The organism is Pseudomonas japonica (genome assembly GCF_013522925.1).
GTDB classification, from domain to species: Bacteria; Pseudomonadota; Gammaproteobacteria; order Pseudomonadales; family Pseudomonadaceae; genus Aquipseudomonas; species Aquipseudomonas japonica_A.
In genome coordinates this window covers 105,757-123,019 of sequence record NZ_JAAMQU010000006.1, presented here as the reverse complement: position 1 = coordinate 123,019, position 17,263 = coordinate 105,757, and the positions used below count along the sequence as shown (strand labels likewise).

Sequence of the window (17,263 nt, the reverse complement as noted above, 5' to 3'; positions counted from 1 at the left end):
CTCAGGCCGGGGTGTCCGGCTGCCGCTCAGGGTGTGCGCCGAGGAACGCCGGGTGCGCCCTCGCCAGGGCTTCCACCCGGGCAATACGTGGCCAGCCTTCCAGGCCTACGGCAAAGCGCCGGGCGGCATACACTTGTGGCAGCAGGTAAACATCCGCCAGCCCTGGCTCGCCGAAGCACCAGCCGTGGTCGCCGATCAACGCCTCCACCGCGCCAAGGCCTTCGCCAATCCAGTGGTTGATCCAGGCGGTTACCTGGGGTTCCTCGATACCCAGCTCGCGCAGGCGCTGGAGCACCGCCACATTGTGCAGCGGATGAATATCGCAGCCGATGATCGCCGCCACGCTGCGATGGCGTGCCCGGGCCAGTGCATCAACCGGCAACAGGCGCGGGGCAGGATAGCGCTCTTCGAGGTACTCGATGATCGCGGGTGACTGCATCAGTACTTCGCCGCCATCGCCGCGTAGCACGGGTACTCGGCGTTGGGGGTTCACCGCTTGATAAGCGGGCTGCAGATGCTCGTGCTTGAGCAGGTTCACCGGCAGGGCGTTGTAACTCAGGCCCTTGAAGGCCAGTGCAATGCGAACCCGATAAGAGGACGTGGAGCGGTAGTAGGTATAAAGGTCCACGGCATGCTCCTGTGCCTTGTTGTTATGGGCGCGCGCCTGCAATTGACAGCTCCGGAGAATTGGCGGAGATTACGTTTTGCGTAACCATATTACGAATAACAAAGGAGCGCACCGTGTGAGGGTTCTTGGGTTGCAGTTGCTTCTCGGCGATTTTCTCGCCCGCAGCGTACGAGGGATATCGTGCGCGCCGCCGGCCCGGTAGTGGAAACAGCACATTTTCCTGCTCCCTACTGACCAACCGGATACCGCCATGACTGACCTCTACGACAACCCCATGGGCCTGATGGGCTTCGAATTCATTGAGTTTGCCTCGCCCACGCCAGGCGTTCTCGAGCCTGTGTTCGAAATGATGGGCTTCACCAAGGTTGCCCATCACCGCTCCAAGCAAGTAGTGCTGTATCGCCAGGGTGGGATCAACCTGGTGCTCAACAACGAGCCGGGCAGCCTCGCGGCCTACTTTGCGGCGGAGCATGGGCCTTCCGTGTGCGGCATGGCCTTCAGGGTGAGGAACTCGCACCAGGCCTACAAGCGGGCCCTGGAGCTCGGCGCGCAGCCGGTCGAAATTCCCACAGGGCCCATGGAGCTGCGCCTGCCCGCCATCAAGGGCATCGGGGGCGCCCCGTTGTACCTGATCGACCGCTTTGGTGATGGCACCTCTATCTACGACATCGACTTCGAGTTCATCGAAGGGGTCGACCGCCACCCGGAAGGCGCCGGCCTGAAGCTGATCGACCACCTTACCCATAACGTGTACCGCGGCCGCATGGCCTATTGGGCGAACTTCTACGAAACCCTGTTCAATTTCCGCGAGCTTCGCTACTTCGATATCAAGGGCGAGTACACGGGGCTGACTTCCAAGGCCATGTCGGCACCCGATGGCATGATCCGCATCCCCTTGAACGAAGAGTCTTCCAAGGGCGCGGGGCAGATCGAAGAGTTCCTCATGCAGTTCAACGGCGAGGGCATCCAGCACGTGGCCTTCATCACCGACGACCTGATCCAGACCTGGGACAAGCTCAAGGCCCTGGGCATGAACTTCATGACCGCCCCCCCGGCCACTTACTACGAAATGCTGCAGGGCCGCTTGCCGGACCACGGTGAGCCGGAAGAGGCCCTGCAGGCAAGAGGCATTCTGCTCGACGGCACATCCGAGGGCGGCAACCGGCGGCTGCTGTTGCAGATATTCTCGGCAACCTTGCTCGGCCCGGTGTTCTTCGAGTTCATCCAGCGCAAGGGCGACGACGGGTTCGGCGAGGGCAACTTCAAAGCGCTGTTCGAATCCATCGAGCGCGACCAAGTGCGCCGCGGGGTGCTGTCCACGTCCTGAGTTTCGGCGCGCCCGGTACGCCGCTCGCCTTGTCAGCGTATGGGCCTGATCTAGAGTGTGAGGGCCCGTGTTGCGTTCTTCACTGCCTTTTCCATTCACCTTGAGCGCGCCGCGGCAGGGAGAACAGAACAATGGCCAGCGAATTCAACGTGAAGGATTACGGCGCCAAGGGCGACGGTGTAACCGACGACACACAGGCAATCCAGGCAGCTATCGACGCGGCAGCAGCAGCGGGTGGCGGGCAGGTGACGATAGGCGCCGGCACCTTTCGGCTCAGCCCCGGCGAGGACGCAGATGGCGGGTGCCTCTTGGTCAAGGCCGGCGTATCCCTTCAGGGCCTCAGCACCGAGGCCACTATCCTCAAGCTGGCCAGCGGTGTCACGTCAGCCGCTGGCATCCTGCGGGCCGAGGGCGCGGGGGTGCAACTCGGCCATCTGAGTATCGACGGCACCAGCACCGTGGCGGATATCGGGTCGGTAGATGGTGTGGCCGTTAGCCGGGCGAGCGGGGTGGTGATCGACGACGTTGAAGTGCACAACGTCAGCGGTAACGGTTTCGACCTGCGCAGCCTCGGCAGTACGGTAACCCTGCGAAACAGCACTGCCCACGACAACGGCAAGGACGGCGTGATCGCCGACGGCTTGCGCAACAGCGTGTTCGAACACAACACGTCCTACGCCAACGTGGGCGATGGCTACGAGCTGGGCGGTACCCTGCGCATGCTCGACAGCGATGGCTATGGGAACGCAGGTGATGGGGTGCGCCTGGTGGAGGGCACCGCATCGAACACCACGAGGGATGACCAGGTAGGCAACATTGTGGTGAGTGGCGGGCATTTCACCGAGAACCGTGAAACGGGCGTTCATATCGAGAATGTCGCGGGCTACCGAGTAACCGGTGTAGAAGCCTCGCTGAATTTGTCGTACGGCATACACAGCGATGCCAGCAAGCTGGGTGAAATCACGTTCAACAACGTTCACGAGAACAATCAGCGGATCGAGGGCGCGGAAATACTGCTGACCGGCGTCGTTTATGTGCCCTCATTGAGCGCCCAGTTCATCGACGTTCACGGCAATGTCGTCACCGGGGGCTATTGGTCCAATTCCACGTACGGCATCGCCGAGGCGAGCGGACTGGGCGGAAACAACCGAATCACCGACAACGTGATCAGCCAGGTTGATTACGCCACGCGGCAAGGCACCCTCAGCAGTGTCATCCGCGACAACCAGATGTTCATTCACCAGTTCGGTACTTCTACTGCCGACACACTGAAGGGTTCGCTGGCTCGGGAACTACTGGTGGGGGGCGGGGGCAACGACCGGCTCGATGGCGGCGACAACAACGATATTCTCGTGGGTGGCGCCGGTCGCGACCGGCTGCATGGAGGTAGCGACGGCTGGACCGGCGGAGATACCTTCCGCTTCACTGCCATGACGGACAGCTACCGGGCCGGCGGTGTCTCCCATGCCGACTACATCGACGACTTCGATTCGGAGGACCAGCTCGACCTCACCCAGCTTGGCTTCACTGGCTTGGGAGACGGCCATGGCAGCACCTTGAAGGTCGATGCACACAAGGCCAGCGGCCTGACCTACCTCAGCAGCTTGGACGCCGACGCGCATGGCAACTACTTCGAGTTGATCTTGAACAGCGAGTGGCTACCCAACCTGCAACCGGGCAACTTCCGCGCCCTGGTGCAAGGTGACGCTGCGGCGAATACCTTGAACGGCGGCACCTCGGGCGAAACCTTGATCGGGGCCAACGGCGCGGATGTGATCTCGGGTGGAAGGGGTGAAGACCGCCTGATAGGAGGCGAGGGCGCTGATCGGCTGAGCGGCGGCGATGACAGCGACACCTTTGTGTACACCTCGCTCAAGGACAGCTGGCGGGCGGACAATAACGTGTTGGTGCACCGGGACACGGTGATGGATTTCGACCTGGAGGGTAACGACAGTATCGACGTCAGTGCGCTGGGGTTCACCGGCCTGGGTAATGGTTACAACCACACGCTGCTGCTGGAATGGGATACCACCCGGCGTGAAGGGGTGCTCAAATCGCTGGAGAATGATGCCCTGGGCCGGCATTTCGAAGTCGCGTTCTTCCCTATCAACATTGCCGCGCTGCAATCGGACACCGCGATCATCTTCGCCCACCCCGGGGGATACAACAGCCAGCCCTTGCCCGATAGCGCGTGGGGCGTGCCAGAAACCCAGACGCCATTGACGCTGCTGGGTGCGGCTGCTCCTGAGGTGGAGGCGTTGGCGTGACCCGCGGGCGCTCAGATAACGTGCGCCGAATGCAACTCCGTCAAGGCTTGCGCCTTGAGTTCGGCCAGCAGTGGGTGGCGCCGGTCGCGCGGCTGCGGCAAGGGCACTTCGATTGATTGCCGGACGTTGCTGGGGCGGTTGCCCATGATCAACGCGCGGTCGCTGAGGTACAGGGCTTCGTCGATGTCATGGGTGACCAGCAGCAACGCGATGTTGTGCCGTTGTGCCAGCTGCAACAGCAGGTCCTGAAGTTTCATCCGCGTGAAGGCATCGACTGCGCTGAAGGGTTCGTCCAGCAGCAACACCCCCGGCCGGGAGTACAGCCCACGCGCGATGGCGACGCGCTGGGCCATCCCGCCGGAAAGCTCCTTGGGCAAGGCCGTGCCGAAGCCCTCAAGCCCGACTTCCTCAAGCAACTGGTTCACCCAGGCCCGATCGAAATGCGCGTCGTCGTGAAAGCCGATGTTGCGCTCCACGCTCAGCCACGGCATCAGGCGAGGCTCCTGGAACACAAAGGCGGTGTGCTCGGTGCTTTGCCGAAGCTCACCCGTATAATCGCGCTCCAGCCCCGCGATGATCCGCAACAGTGTGCTTTTGCCGCACCCGCTGGGGCCCAGCACGCTGACGATTTCGCCGCGATGCAAGGTCACCCTGGCGTTGTTCAGTACCAGCGCCTGGCCGAAGGACTTTCGGCGTACATGAACATCCAGCAGTACGTCACTCAGGGGGTACCTCCCTGGCCTGTGTAGGTGTCCCGCCAACGCAACCAGCGGCGCTCGACGCTGGCGAACAGGCCGTCGCTGATCTTGCCGAGCACGGCAAGGATGATGATCGCCGCCAGCACGATGTCCGGCCGTGACGTTTCGCGACCATCGCTGAGCAGGTACCCCAGGCCTTTGGTAGCCGCGATCAACTCGGCGGCGACCACGAACATCCACGCCATGCTGAGCCCGCTTCGCAGGCCGGTGAACAAACCCGGCATGGCGGCCGGCAACAGGATGCGCCACACCAGCCGGCGCCGGCCGAACCCATACATCTGGCCGACCTCCACCAACCGCCGATCAATGCTGCGTATGGCCGCCACGCCATTTACGTACACCGGGAAGAACGCCCCGATGGCGATCAGAATGATCTTGGAGCTCTCGTCGATACCTAGCCATAACAGCAGCAATGGTACCCAGGCCAGGCTAGGGATGGCGCGCAAGCCAGCGAACGTCGGCTCCAGGTAAGCTTCGGCTTCGCGGCTCAGGCCCACCCAGGCGGCGAACACCAGCGCCAGTGACGCGCCGATGAAGAAGCCGATCAGTACCCGCAACAGGCTGGCGCCAATGTGCTTGCCCAGCGGGCCATGGGCGAGGTCCAGCAGCGTAACGGCCACGTCGCTGGGCGCGGGCATCTGGTAGGCCGGTACCCAGCCCAGCCGTACCACCGCTTCGAGCACCGCGATGATCGCCACCGGAAGCACGCAGCCCTTGAGCGGCGTGCGCCACCGCGAGCGGCCCGGCCCTTGGGATTGCGCCTGCGCGTTGCCCAGGCTTTTGCTCGGCACAGCCATGGGCTTAGTTTTTCCCGATGGCAGTGGCACTGAAGAGAGGATCGAACAGCTGATCCACCACCGCGTTCACGTCGGTACCCTTACGCACCAGCCCCTCGGCCAGCAGGATCGGCGCGGCGGCTTTCAACGCGGCGACATGCTCCCGCCCGGGCTGGGCGTTGCTGAAGTCGGTGCGAGAGATCTGCAGCTTGGCCACCTCCAGTGGCAAGCCGGATTCCTGCGCCAATAGCGCCGCCAGCTCATCGGGGTGCTGGCTGGCCCAGGTACGGGCTTTCTCGTAGGCCTGCAGCACGGTCTCGACAGTGTGAGGCTGGGCCTTGGCATAGGCTTCGGTCACGCTGATCACCCCATAGCTGTTGAAATCCACGTTGCGGTACAGCAGGCGGGAACCGGCCTGGAGCTGGCTCGCGGCAAGCAACGGGTCCAACCCTGCCCAGGCGTCCACTTCACCTTTTTCCAGGGCCACGCGGCCATCGGGATGTTGCAGGTGCACCAGTTCCACGTCGTCCTTGCTCAGGCCGGCTTGCTGCAAGGCACGCAAGGTGAACAGGTACGGGTCGGTGCCTTTGGTGGCGGCGATTTTCTTCCCTTTCAGGTCCGCCACTGTCTTGATCGGGGAGTCCTTGCGCACGGCGAGGGCGGTCCACTCGGGCCGGCTGGCGATATAAACGGTTTTCAAGGGGCTGCCGTTGGCGCGGCTCAATACCGCGGCAAGGCCTGCGGTGGAAGCGAAGTCGATACTCCCGCTGTTGATGTATTCCAGCGAACGGTTACTGCCCTGACTCAAAACCCAGCTCACCTTGGTGCCAGGCAGCGCTTGCTCCAGCCAACCGAAATGCTTGAGCACCAGGCTGGTGGGGGAGTAATAGGCGTAGTCCAGGTGCACTTCGGCCGGTGGCGTATCAGCCGCCTGGGCGATGCCAGCCCAACTTGCCGAGAGAATAGCGGCCGCAAACAAGGGCTGGGCCCACCGAAACAAGGGTTTTCTCAACAAGGGTGTAAGCATCGGGGGCGTCCTGGCAGGGCTGGCGTTGATAAACAAATCCCCGGGCAGGCACTTTGCTCCAGCCCGGGCGCGGCTAACCCTAATTGATCTAAGAAACGGCAAATAAATAATATTTTGATCTTTGCCTAGATCGTTTCGGTTGCGCGAGTTTCGGCGCGGGATCGCCCGGGCAGCGTTGCCCCACATATATGCCTATCATGGCGCACCCACCCAGCGAGAACCTTCGATGCGCTACGACCTCACCAGCATGGACCTCTTCATCGCGGTGGCCGAGGAACGCAACCTTACGCGCGCGGCGAAACGCAGCCACCTTGCCGTGTCGGCGGTCAGCAAGCGGGTCGCCGAACTGGAAGAACAGGTGGGGGCACCTTTGCTGTTGCGCTATGCGCGTGGGGTAGAGCTGACCCCGGCAGGGGAGTCGATGCTGCATTACGCGCGGCAGGTGCGCCTGATGCTTGGCCAGATGGACGAGGAACTCGCCAGTTATGCGGCGGGGGTTCGCGGCCATGTAAGGGTGCACGCCATCGCTTCGGCATTGGCCCAGTTTCTGCCCACCGACGTGGAGCGATTTCTCCAGCGTTATCCGCTGATTCATTTTGATATCGAGGAGCGGGTGGGCTCGGCGGTGGTTCGCGCGGTGCTCGATGGCAGAGCCGATGTGGGCATTTTCGCCGAGCATACCCCGGCCGCCGGCCTGGAAATTCGACCGTATCGGCAGGACCAGCTGGTATTGGTGACCCGCGCCGACCATCCCTTGGCCGGGACGGGCGCGCTGAGTTTCGATGCAGTGCTGGACCATGAGTTCATCGGCCCCCACTTGGACAGTTCGCTCTACACGCTCTTCAACCAGCACCTGGCCCCATTGGGTCGAACGATGAAAGTGCGAGTGCGCGCCAGCAGCTTTGAGTGCATGTGTCGGCTGGTGGCCGCCGGGGTTGGCGTGGCGATCCTGCCGCGTACAGCCATCGGTCATTACCTGCGAGGGCTGAAGCTGCACACGCGTGAGCTCGAAGACACCTGGGCCCGGCGTTCACTGGTGATCGGCATCCGTCGGCTGGACCTTCTGGCGCCTACCGTTCGCACGCTGGTGGAGCATCTGCAGGGCCAGGCATAACCTCCAAGCGTTCGCATTAGGAGAACGCTGCCGTGGCGAATGATCAATTTTACGGTCGGGTTGGAGGGCCTAGCATGGCCCCATAACCGGTTGCATCGACAGCCGCGCTGACAACAACGAGAGCGCCCCCGTGAACGCCACTAGTTTCTATTCTGACCTGACGATAGGCAGCGACCACTTTTGCTATGTGGACCTGTGCAAGATCCTCCCCGCAGACACCCTCGCCTCATTGCCGTATTCGGTGCGCCTGCTGATTGAAAACGTGGCCCGGTGCAACCCCGAAGTGCTGCCCGGGGTACTGGCGGCTGCGCTTGGTCGCGGGCCTGCCTGCGAAGTTCCTTTTTTGCCCAACAGGCTGATGTTTCACGACACCACCTGCCTGCCCGCGCTGGCGGACTTCGCCGGCATGCGTGACCGGGTGGCCGCGCTGGGGGGCGATCCCCAGCGGGTCAATCCGCGCATTCCGGCGGTACTGGCGATCGACCATTCGGTGATCGTCGAGCGTTACGCAGAAGCGGGCGCGGTGGATGCCAACCTGGACATCGATTTCCGCCGCAACAGCGAACGCTACCGCTTCATCAAATGGGCGCAGAAAAGCCTGGATAACTTCCGAGTGATCCCGCCGGGCACTGGCATCATTCACCAGATGAACATGGAAGCCATCGCTCAGGTGGTCTGGGAAAGCCCCTGCGAGCAAGGTCAGCGGGTGCTGCACCCGGACCACATGGTGGCTACCGACAGCCACACCCCGATGATCAACGCACTGGGCATTCTGGGGTGGGGCGTGGGTGGCCTGGAAGGCCAGGCGGCCATGCTGGGCGAACCGGTGCCTATCAGCTTCCCGGAGGTGGTCGGCATTCGCCTGACCGGCCAGCTGGGCCCAGGCGTGACGGGAACCGACCTGTCCCTGTATGTGGCCCAGATCCTGCGCCGGCGGCAGATGGTCGGCAAGTTCGTGGAGTTCTGCGGCCCCGGCCTTGAAACACTGAGTTTTGCCCATCGCGCCACCGTTTCCAACATGGCTCCGGAGTACGGCGCTACCGTGGTGTTTTTCCCTTTCGATCAACACGCGGCCAATTACCTGGCGTTGACCGGTCGCAGCCAGGAGCTGCGAGAGCGAGCCGCCGTGTACCTGCGAGCCCAAGGCCTGTGGCGGGATGAGCGCTCGTCCGAGCCGGTGTTCGCCGAGCTGATCGAGTTGGACCTGGCCTCGCTGGAGCCCAGCGTGGCCGGCCCACACCAGCCGCACCAACGGCAGCCACTGGCGTTGGCAGGCGCATCGTTCCAACAGGCACTGGGCGCGCCGCTGATCGCCAGCAGCAGCCCGAGCCTGTTCACCAGCACGGCGTTCGATCAACCGCTGGCCCACGGCGCGGTGGTAATCGCCGCGATCACCAGTTGCACCAACACCGCCAACCCGGCGCAAATGATCCAGGCCGGCCTGCTGGCGCGCAACGCTCGCCGGCTGGGGCTCAAGGCCAGGCCTTGGGTGAAGACATCGTTGTCGCCGGGTTCGCGGGTGGTGGCCGACTACCTGGAGGCTGCTGGCCTGATGGAAGACTTCGCGGCGCTGGGCTTCGACCTTACCGGCTTTGGTTGCATGACCTGCATCGGCAACTCCGGCAGCCTCGAACCGCATGTAGAGGCTCTTGCCGAAGAAGGGCTCAAAGGGGTGGCCGTGCTGTCGGGCAACCGCAATTTCGAAGGCCGGGTGAACCCTAAAGTGCCCGCCGGCTACCTGGCCTCGCCCGCGCTGGTGGTGGCGTATGCGATCGCCGGGGAAATCCAGCGCGACCTTACCCGCGAACCATTAGGCGTTACCGATGGAAAGCCGGTGTACCTTGCGGACCTGATGCCCACTGACGTTGAGGTCGATACCCTCGTTGACTACGCCGTGCAGCCCGCGCAATTTGCCCGCCGCCTGGCGCAGGTATGGGAGGGCACGCACCATTGGCAAGCCCTGGGTGCCGAAGCGAGTGTGCACTTCCCATGGGACCCGGCCTCGACCTACCTGCGCCGCCCTCGCTACCTGGACACCATAGAGGCCGGGCCCAGCCAGGCGTTGAGCATCTCGCAGGCGCGGGTGTTGATGGTGCTTGGCGATAACGTCACCACTGATCATATCTCGCCCGCCGGGGCTATCCCGCGCGACAGCCTGGCGGGGCGCTGGCTGCTGGAGCGTGGCGAAGCCCCGGCGGACCTGAACCAATACTCAACCCGGCGCAGCAACCATGAAGTGATGCTGCGTGGTGCGTTCACGAATCGGGCCATACGTAATCTGCTGCTGGCCGAGCAGCCCGGAGAGGGCGCCTGGGCCTGGGCGGCCGATGGGGAACAGGTGCTGCCGCTCTATGACGCATCGCAAGGTTATGTGGAGCAAGGCATTCCTTTGGTGGTGTTTGCCGGGACCAACTACGGCGCCGGTTCCAGCCGGGATTGGGCGGCGAAGGCCCAGGCCTTGCTGGGGGTGAGGGCGGTAGTGGCGGGCAGCTTCGAGCGCATACATCGCAGCAACCTGATCGGGATGGGCATCCTGCCGCTGGTCTTCTCGCCGGGCGAGCAGGCCGCGCACCTGGCGCTGAGTGGCCATGAGCGGCTGGATTTCCACGGGCTGGATGCCCTGCAGGTAGGCGACAACCCCGTACAAATCACCCTCGCCGCGCCGGGCGCGCAAGCCAGGACACTGCAGGTGAACCTGCGGCTCGATTCCCGCCAGGAGGTGGCCTACCTGCGCAACGGAGGCGTATTGCCCTACGTGGTGCGCAAGCTTCTGGGCGAAGGCACGCCTGCCTGACACCGAACACACACGACAAGGACAATAACAATGCGTGATTCCGAGAACGCGCCGGCCAACCCGCGCCGGCGACAATTGCTGCAGCAAGCCGGGGCCGTGGCGGGTGCGACCTTGCTCGGCAGCCTGTTGCCACACGCGGCAAGCGCCGCCATTTCCACCACCCCCTCTCAAGGAGAGCGTTACATGTTCGCTTACGTTGGCAGCCGCACCACCCGCGAACGCAACGCCCGGGGCGAAGGCATCAGCGTGTTCAAGCTGGACCAGGAGGCCGGCACGCTCGAACCGGTGCAAGTGGTCAAGGACCTGGTCAACCCGTCATTCCTCACCCTCAGCCGCGACGGGCGTCATCTCTATACCGTTCACGGTGACCTGAGCGATATCAGCGCGTTCAGCATCGACAAATCCAGCGGCAAGCTCACCTTTATCAATCGCCAGAGCACCCAAGGCAAAAACCCTGTGCACCTGGCCCTGGACCCGACCGGCCGGTTCATGGTGGTGACCAACCACATCGGGCATAGCCTGGCGGTATTGCCGGTGAACGGGGACGGTAGCCTGAGTGAAGTGGCGCAGTTGGTGACCGTCGAGGGCCAGCCCGGCCCGCACCGCACCGAACAGCCTCACGCCAAGCCCCACTTCAACCCGTTCGACCCGTCCGGCGAGTTCGTCATCGTGCCGGACAAGGGCCTGGACAAGGTACTGAGCTACCGCTTCAAGGATGGCCGCCTGGCCCCGGCGGATCCGCCCTCGGTCGCCGCCCGGGAAACCTCCGGCCCGCGCCATGTGGCATTCCATCCCACCGGAGCCTGGGCGTATGTTGTGAACGAACTGGATTCGACCGTTGCCGCTTACCGCTATGACGCTATCCGCGGCGCGCTGCAGCCGCTACAGGTTTTGCCCACGCTGCCTGCCAGTTTTACCGGCAACAGCCGTGCCTCGGAGATCGCCGTCGACCGTGAAGGGCGGTTCCTCTATGCCTCCAACCGTGGCCTGGACAGCATTGCCGTATTTGCCATCGACCCGGCCTCCGGGCTGCTGACCTTCATCGCCGCCGCACCCACCCGCGGTCGTACGCCACGGTTCTTCACGTTCACCCCCAATGGCCGCTACCTGTTCGCGCTCAACGAGGAAAGCGACTCGATCGTGACCTTCGCCGTGGACCGCGAGCGCGGGGTACTGGAAGCCACGGGTGCTCAGGTGCAGTCCGGCAGCCCGGTGTGCATGGTCTTTTCCGTTTGATCGGCGTCACCCCACAATAACAACAGCGGCCGCCCGGCGCGGCCATGTGAGGCTTTAATGAGCGTTACATCCACCCTCGACGAGCAGGCCGTGGTACGCAAGGTGACGTGGCGGATCATTCCGTTCGTGTTCCTGCTCTACATCGTGTCTTACCTGGACCGCGCCAACATCGGCTACGCGGCCTTGCAGATGAACAAGGAGCTGGCGCTGTCCAGCGAAGCCTTCGGGTTCATTTCCGGCATTTTCTTCATCGGCTACTTCCTGTTCGAAGTCCCTAGCAACGTGCTTCTGAACAAGTTTGGCGCCCGGGTATGGATCGCCCGCATCCTGGTGACCTGGGGCGTGATCGCGGCGCTCACCGCCTTTGCCCAAACCGCCAACCAGCTGTACGTGCTGCGCTTTTTCCTCGGCGTTGCCGAGGCAGGGTTTTTCCCTGGCATCATCGTGTACCTCACGTTCTGGTTCCGCTCCAGGGAGCTCGCCACCACGGTCGCGCTGTTCACTGCGGCTATTCCGGTGAGCTACATCATTGGGGCGCCGCTCAGTACATGGATCATGGACAACGTCGGCTGGCTGAACTGGAGCGGCTGGCGCTGGATGCTGTTTCTGGAAGGCATCCCCGCCGTGATACTGGGCGTGGCGTGTTTCTTCCTGCTGACCGACAAACCCGAGCAGGCCAAGTGGCTTGAGCCTCGGGAGCGGGACTGGCTGATCGCCGAACTGGAACGTGACCGTAAAAGCCGCAAGAACGTGAAGAGCCTGGGCGTGATGAAAACCATGACCCACCCCAAGGTGCTGTACCTGTCGTTCATTTACTTTGTGTACCAGTGCGGCAGCCTCGGCGTTGGCTACTGGATGCCGCAGATCATCAAGAGCTTCTCTGCTTCGCTCACTCATTCGCAGATCGGTTTGATCGCAATGCTGCCGTACATCGTGGCTACCGTGGCGATGGTGCTGTGGTCACGCAGCTCGGACAAGCGCAACGAGCGCAAGCTTCATTCGGCGGTGCCTTTGCTCGTGGCCGCACTGGGGCTGGTTGGCGCGGGCATGCTGCAAAACCCGTATGTGGCCATGGCGATGATCTGCGTTACCTTGTCGGGCCTTTACAGTTTCAAGTCGCCGTTCTGGGCCCTGCCTACACTGTTCCTGGATCGGGCCACCGCCGCCGTCTCCATCGCAGTGATCAACTCCATCGGCAACCTCGGCGGCTTTGTCGGCCCATCATTGATTGGCTTGGTAAAAGGTGACAGCCAGAGCGCCTCCAATGGTTTGCTGTTTCTGAGCGCGTTGCTGCTCGCGGGCTTTGTGATGACGGCGCTGATGCGGGTACATAACCGCGAGCCCGAAGCGAAGGTAGCGGCGGTCGGCGGCCAGGCGCATTGACCCGCTGTGCATTTTTCAAACCTGGAGCATCCATGACAGCGATAGACCCAGCAGTACGAGAGCAATTGGCGCCAAATGGTGTGCTCAGGGCCGCCATCAATTTCGGTAACCCGGTGCTCGCACAACGGGCCGCGGACGGTACGCCCCAGGGGGTATCGGTGGCACTGGCCAAGGCCCTTGCCCAGGAGCTGGGCGCGGCTCTGCACATGGAAACCTTCAATGCGGCGGGGAAGGTATTTGCCGCGCTTCAAGAGAACCGCTGGGATATAGCCTTCCTGGCCATCGAACCTGTACGCGAAGCCGAGATAGTGTTCAGCGAGCCCTACGTGATCATCGAAGGCACCTACCTGGTTCGGGTGGAGTCCCCTTATACCGAAGTGGCCGAACTGGATCAGCAAGGCCTGCGCCTGGCTGTAGGGAAGGGGGCCGCGTACGACCTGTACCTGAGCCGCACGCTGGTTGATGCGCGGCTGGAACGGGCGCAAACCTCCGCTGCGGCCGTGGACCTGTTCGTCGAACACGGCCTGGATGCCGCCGCCGGGGTTCGCCAGCCCCTCGAAGCTGTAGCCCGCGCCAACGCGGGCTATCGGGTGCTGGCCGACAGCTTCACCCGCATCCGCCAGGCGATCGCGGTGCCACGGGGGCGCGAAGCCGCTGCCGCTTACGTGCGCACGTTCGTGGAGCGACAGAAGGCGGAGGGCGCCGTGGCCCAGGCATTGGCGGAGTCTGGCCAGGCTGAAGTGACGGTCGCGCCTTGTGCGTGAGCCTATGGGAAAGGTTGCGGCTGATTCGTTTATCATCACCGCGCCTTTTATGCCTTGGACCCCCACATGAGCTCCGCGCCCGGCACCTCCACCCGCCGCCTTACCAACTACAAAACCCTGGCCGACAGCATGGCCCAGTTGTTGTTTCCCCACGCCGAAGTGGTGCTGCATGACCTGGCCACGCAAACGGTGGTGCACATCGCCAACAACCTGTCCCGGCGCAAGCTGGGGGACGATTCGGCGCTTGAAGAGCTATCAGGGGATGTGAACACCCAGCGCAGCTTCGGCCCCTACGAAAAACTCAACTGGGATGGGCGGCGTATCCGTTCGATCACCAGCGTGATGCATAACGAGGAGGGAAGGCCGGAGTTCGCGCTGTGTATCAACCTGGACTATTCCGTGCTCGAACAGGCGCGCGACGCCTTGAACCTGTTCTTCCAGGCCAGCCGGATGGTCGCGCAACCCCAGGCCTTGTTCCGCGATGACTGGCAAGAGCGCATCAATACCTTCCTGCACGGCTGGCTGCAGGAACGGCACCTGGCGATCAGTGGCTTGAGCCGCGATCAGAAGCGCGAGCTGGTTGAAGCGTTGTATCGGGAAGGCGCGTTCGACGGCCGCAGCGCCCATGATTACGTGGCCAGCGTGCTGAACATGGGGCGGGCGACCGTTTATAAATACGTCAAGGCGTGCCGGGCCGTTTGAGCGCACGCGGTTTACAGGTCAGCGCAGGCCCGGAACGCGCAGCGTGCTATTACTGCGTCCTGAACCGCCACGCCCGTCAAGTCCGCCAGGGTAATCTGCCCATTATCGCGGCGCCCCTCAGCGTTGCCAGCCAGCAGCTGGCCCAGCTCCACGAGGCGCGCTGCCGGCAGTAGCCCAGCCTTGACTGCATGGGACACTTCGCCGAATGCACTGCACTGGGCGATCGAATCGGCAACCACCACATCAGCAGCGGCCACCAGCTCAGGTTCCAGTTCCTGTTTGCCGTTGGCATCCGCGCCCACTGCGGTGATGTGCGTACCGGGGCGTATCCATTCGCGCCTGAGCAACGCCTCCCGTGAAGGCGTGGTAGTCACGATCAGGTTGGCGGCACGGGCAACCTGCTCGGCGTTCAGCGTGGTGGTAACGGTGAAACCCAGCCCTTCCGCGAATTGCCTATAGTCCGCCAGCGCTTGGGCCGTGCGCCCCCATACCGTGACCTGGCGGCAGGGTGTGACAGGCATCAGGTGCTCCAATTGCAGGCGGGCCTGGCTACCGTTGCCGAGGATGCCGATCCCTTGCACCGATGACGGCGCCAAAGCGCGGGCGGCGAGCTGGCCGGCAAGGGCGGTACGCAACGAAGTGAGCCAGCCTTCATCCTGCAGCAGCGCCAACGGTTGGCCGGTGTTGGCGCACAACACCATCATCAGCCCGCTGTTGCTAGGCAAGCCCTTGGCCGGGTTGGAATAGAAACCGGTAGAGACTTTCACCGTGAAGGAATCGGAGCCTTCGACCCAGGCGGACTTCACACAGCAATCGCCATTGGCCTGTGCAAACACGAAATGCTGGACCGGGGGCACTTTCACGTTGCCTTGGGAGTACGCGATAAACCCTTCACGCAAGGCCTGCGCAGCGAGCTCGACATTGATCGAAGCGGCAATTTGCTGCTGGGTAAACACCTTCATTGGATGGCCCCCAAGAACTTCTCCAGCAGTATGTTGCGGCCGCAAATCACTACCGCTACGTGCTTGCCCTGATAGTCGGCTGCCAGCTTCAGGGCGCCCGCCAGCGCCACGCCGGCCGCGCCTTCGATCATCCAGCGCTCGAACCGCGCAACGGCTTTCATCGCTGCGCGGATTTCGTCTTCGCTCACCAGTACCGTGCGGTCGATCACGCGCTGACACAGGGGAAAGGTGATGCTGCCCGGCTCTATGCCCCCGGCCGTGCCATCGGAGAGGGTGTCCGCTTCTTCCATTTCTATAATGTGCCCCGCCGCCAGCGAGCGTTCCAGCGTCGGCGCATTGGCCGGCCAGCAGCCGATGATCTGCGCGTTTGGCTTGAGCTGCCTGATGGCCGTACCAATCCCGGAGACCATTCCACCGCCACCTACCGCGACGAACACAGCATCCACCTGCGGCAACTGCTCTGCAATTTCCACGCCGATGGTGCCTTGGCCAGCGATAACCTGCGCATCGTTGTACGGCGAAACGAACAGTTTGCCCTGCCGGTGTGCCTCGGCGGCAGCCTCCAGCTCCACGGCCAGCGGATCGGTGTCGAGGGTAATAACCTCGGCACCCAGGGCGCGGATGGCATCGAGCTTCAGCGCCGAGGCCGTGGTGGTGGCGTACACCGTGACCGGAACGCCCGCCTCATGGCCGGCCAGTGCAACGCCAAGCCCGTGATTGCCCGAAGAAGCCGTGATCACGCCGCCGCGACGCTGGGCCTCAGTGAGCAAGCGGACCTTGTTGCTCGCGCCGCGAAACTTGAACGAGCCCGTGCGCTGCAGATGCTCACACTTGAGGTGCACATGGCAGCCCGTGAGCGCTGACAGCGGTGAGCTGTAGGTGAGGGGTGTTTCAAGCACTGTAGGGCGAAGGGCTTGGTGCGCTTGTTGGATAGCATCGAAAAGGGCAGGTAGGGGGTGATTGTCGGGCATTGGGGGTCCTGGTTCATTGCATGTAACAAAGGTTGTTCGGGCGCGAACCCCCCGTAGGGAGCGGCGGGGCCGGCCATCCGGCGTCAGCTCGCGACAAAGACAATTCGCGAGCTGACGCCCGCTTCCTACGGGGAAATGACCTTTAACCGGATAAGCGTGGCTTGTCGCTTTATAGAATATAAATCCATTAGAGATGTTCAGTCCATAAATGCATATCGCTATCCAATTCCATGATTCAGCCAATCCACACAATCAATACCGTTCATCGGCCTTTGCTGTGATACCGTGCGCCCGCTTCGTAACAGGGCGTGACTCCGCTCTGCGACGGGCCTTCTATAAGCAGCGATGGCCCGCTGCCGCCTGCACTGAATAACCTGTCTTGACCGTCCGATGGAATGTCGGATGCCGTCGCAGTTGATGGAATCCTCGTTTTGCTTACCTCGATTATTGCTTTCAGACGGCCCTTGCGCCGCCTCGCCTGTATTGCGCTTGGCTGCGCGGGGGCGATAGCGCCTTGGGCTGCCCCCCACGCCGAGGGCTGGCAAAGCCGGGCC

The 17,263-nt window shown here is 63.0% G+C and carries 14 protein-coding genes; 8 read left to right on the top strand and 6 right to left on the bottom strand.

From position 1 onward, the window contains the following. Position 1: 1 nt before the first annotated feature. Entirely contained in the window at positions 2 to 628 is a 627-nt protein-coding gene (maiA, locus tag G7016_RS11485; protein WP_181114189.1) for a maleylacetoacetate isomerase, read from the bottom strand. A 250-nt stretch (positions 629 to 878) separates the two neighbouring features. Between maiA and hppD the strand changes: the two genes are divergently transcribed. Together hppD and G7016_RS11475 are read left to right on the top strand one after the other, a co-directional pair. Beyond that, positions 879 to 1,955: a 4-hydroxyphenylpyruvate dioxygenase gene (gene hppD / locus G7016_RS11480; protein WP_181114187.1), complete on the top strand. Its 1,077-nt coding sequence runs from the start codon at positions 879 to 881 to the stop codon at positions 1,953 to 1,955. Between the two features lie 131 nt (positions 1,956 to 2,086). Then, the gene (locus G7016_RS11475) at positions 2,087 to 4,222 is read left to right on the top strand and encodes a glycosyl hydrolase family 28-related protein (protein ID WP_181114185.1); all 2,136 of its coding nucleotides are present in this window, start codon (positions 2,087 to 2,089) and stop codon (positions 4,220 to 4,222) included. A gap of 11 nt (positions 4,223 to 4,233) precedes the next feature. Here the strand turns inward: G7016_RS11475 and G7016_RS11470 are convergent, their stop codons facing one another. The 3 genes from G7016_RS11470 to G7016_RS11460 are packed head-to-tail and all read right to left on the bottom strand — an operon-like array spanning position 4,234 to position 6,783. Continuing rightward, complete coding sequence (locus G7016_RS11470; protein WP_181114573.1) at positions 4,234 to 4,947, bottom strand: ABC transporter ATP-binding protein; 714 nt, start codon at positions 4,945 to 4,947, stop codon at positions 4,234 to 4,236. Beyond that, entirely contained in the window at positions 4,944 to 5,777 is an 834-nt protein-coding gene (locus G7016_RS11465) for an ABC transporter permease (protein ID WP_181114181.1), read from the bottom strand. Before G7016_RS11465 ends, G7016_RS11470 begins: the two co-directional genes overlap by 4 nt. 4 nt (positions 5,778 to 5,781) lie before the next feature. Next, positions 5,782 to 6,783: an aliphatic sulfonate ABC transporter substrate-binding protein gene (locus tag G7016_RS11460; protein ID WP_181114179.1), complete on the bottom strand. Its 1,002-nt coding sequence runs from the start codon at positions 6,781 to 6,783 to the stop codon at positions 5,782 to 5,784. Positions 6,784 to 7,009: 226 nt separating this feature from the next. Here G7016_RS11460 and G7016_RS11455 point away from each other — a divergent pair, with 226 nt between their 5' ends. The 6 genes from G7016_RS11455 to G7016_RS11430 all read left to right on the top strand — a co-directional run bounded on the left by G7016_RS11455 (position 7,010) and on the right by G7016_RS11430 (position 14,776). Continuing rightward, positions 7,010 to 7,897 carry a LysR family transcriptional regulator gene (locus tag G7016_RS11455; protein ID WP_181114177.1) on the top strand — a complete coding sequence of 296 codons (888 nt, stop codon included), beginning with the start codon at positions 7,010 to 7,012 and terminating at the stop codon, positions 7,895 to 7,897. Between the two features lie 130 nt (positions 7,898 to 8,027). After that, a complete protein-coding gene (gene acnA, locus G7016_RS11450) occupies positions 8,028 to 10,691 on the top strand; it encodes an aconitate hydratase AcnA (protein ID WP_181114175.1) in 2,664 nt (887 codons plus the stop codon). A gap of 183 nt (positions 10,692 to 10,874) precedes the next feature. Next, positions 10,875 to 11,927 (top strand): lactonase family protein, encoded by a 1,053-nt coding sequence (locus G7016_RS11445; protein ID WP_181114571.1) that lies wholly within the window; start codon positions 10,875 to 10,877, stop codon positions 11,925 to 11,927. Between the two features lie 57 nt (positions 11,928 to 11,984). Continuing rightward, positions 11,985 to 13,310, top strand: a complete 1,326-nt coding sequence (locus G7016_RS11440; protein WP_181114173.1) for an MFS transporter — start codon at positions 11,985 to 11,987, stop codon at positions 13,308 to 13,310. Between the two features lie 32 nt (positions 13,311 to 13,342). Continuing rightward, positions 13,343 to 14,074, top strand: a complete 732-nt coding sequence (locus G7016_RS11435; RefSeq protein WP_181114171.1) for a transporter substrate-binding domain-containing protein — start codon at positions 13,343 to 13,345, stop codon at positions 14,072 to 14,074. Between the two features lie 66 nt (positions 14,075 to 14,140). After that, the gene (locus G7016_RS11430; RefSeq protein ID WP_181114168.1) at positions 14,141 to 14,776 is read left to right on the top strand and encodes a helix-turn-helix transcriptional regulator; all 636 of its coding nucleotides are present in this window, start codon (positions 14,141 to 14,143) and stop codon (positions 14,774 to 14,776) included. Between the two features lie 11 nt (positions 14,777 to 14,787). Here G7016_RS11430 and G7016_RS11425 read toward each other — a convergent pair whose 3' ends face one another. Together G7016_RS11425 and G7016_RS11420 are read right to left on the bottom strand one after the other, a co-directional pair. After that, complete coding sequence (locus G7016_RS11425) at positions 14,788 to 15,738, bottom strand: ornithine cyclodeaminase family protein (protein ID WP_181114165.1); 951 nt, start codon at positions 15,736 to 15,738, stop codon at positions 14,788 to 14,790. Beyond that, positions 15,735 to 16,709: a threonine/serine dehydratase gene (locus G7016_RS11420; RefSeq protein WP_181114163.1), complete on the bottom strand. Its 975-nt coding sequence runs from the start codon at positions 16,707 to 16,709 to the stop codon at positions 15,735 to 15,737. Before G7016_RS11420 ends, G7016_RS11425 begins: the two co-directional genes overlap by 4 nt. Positions 16,710 to 17,263: the final 554 nt, after the last annotated feature.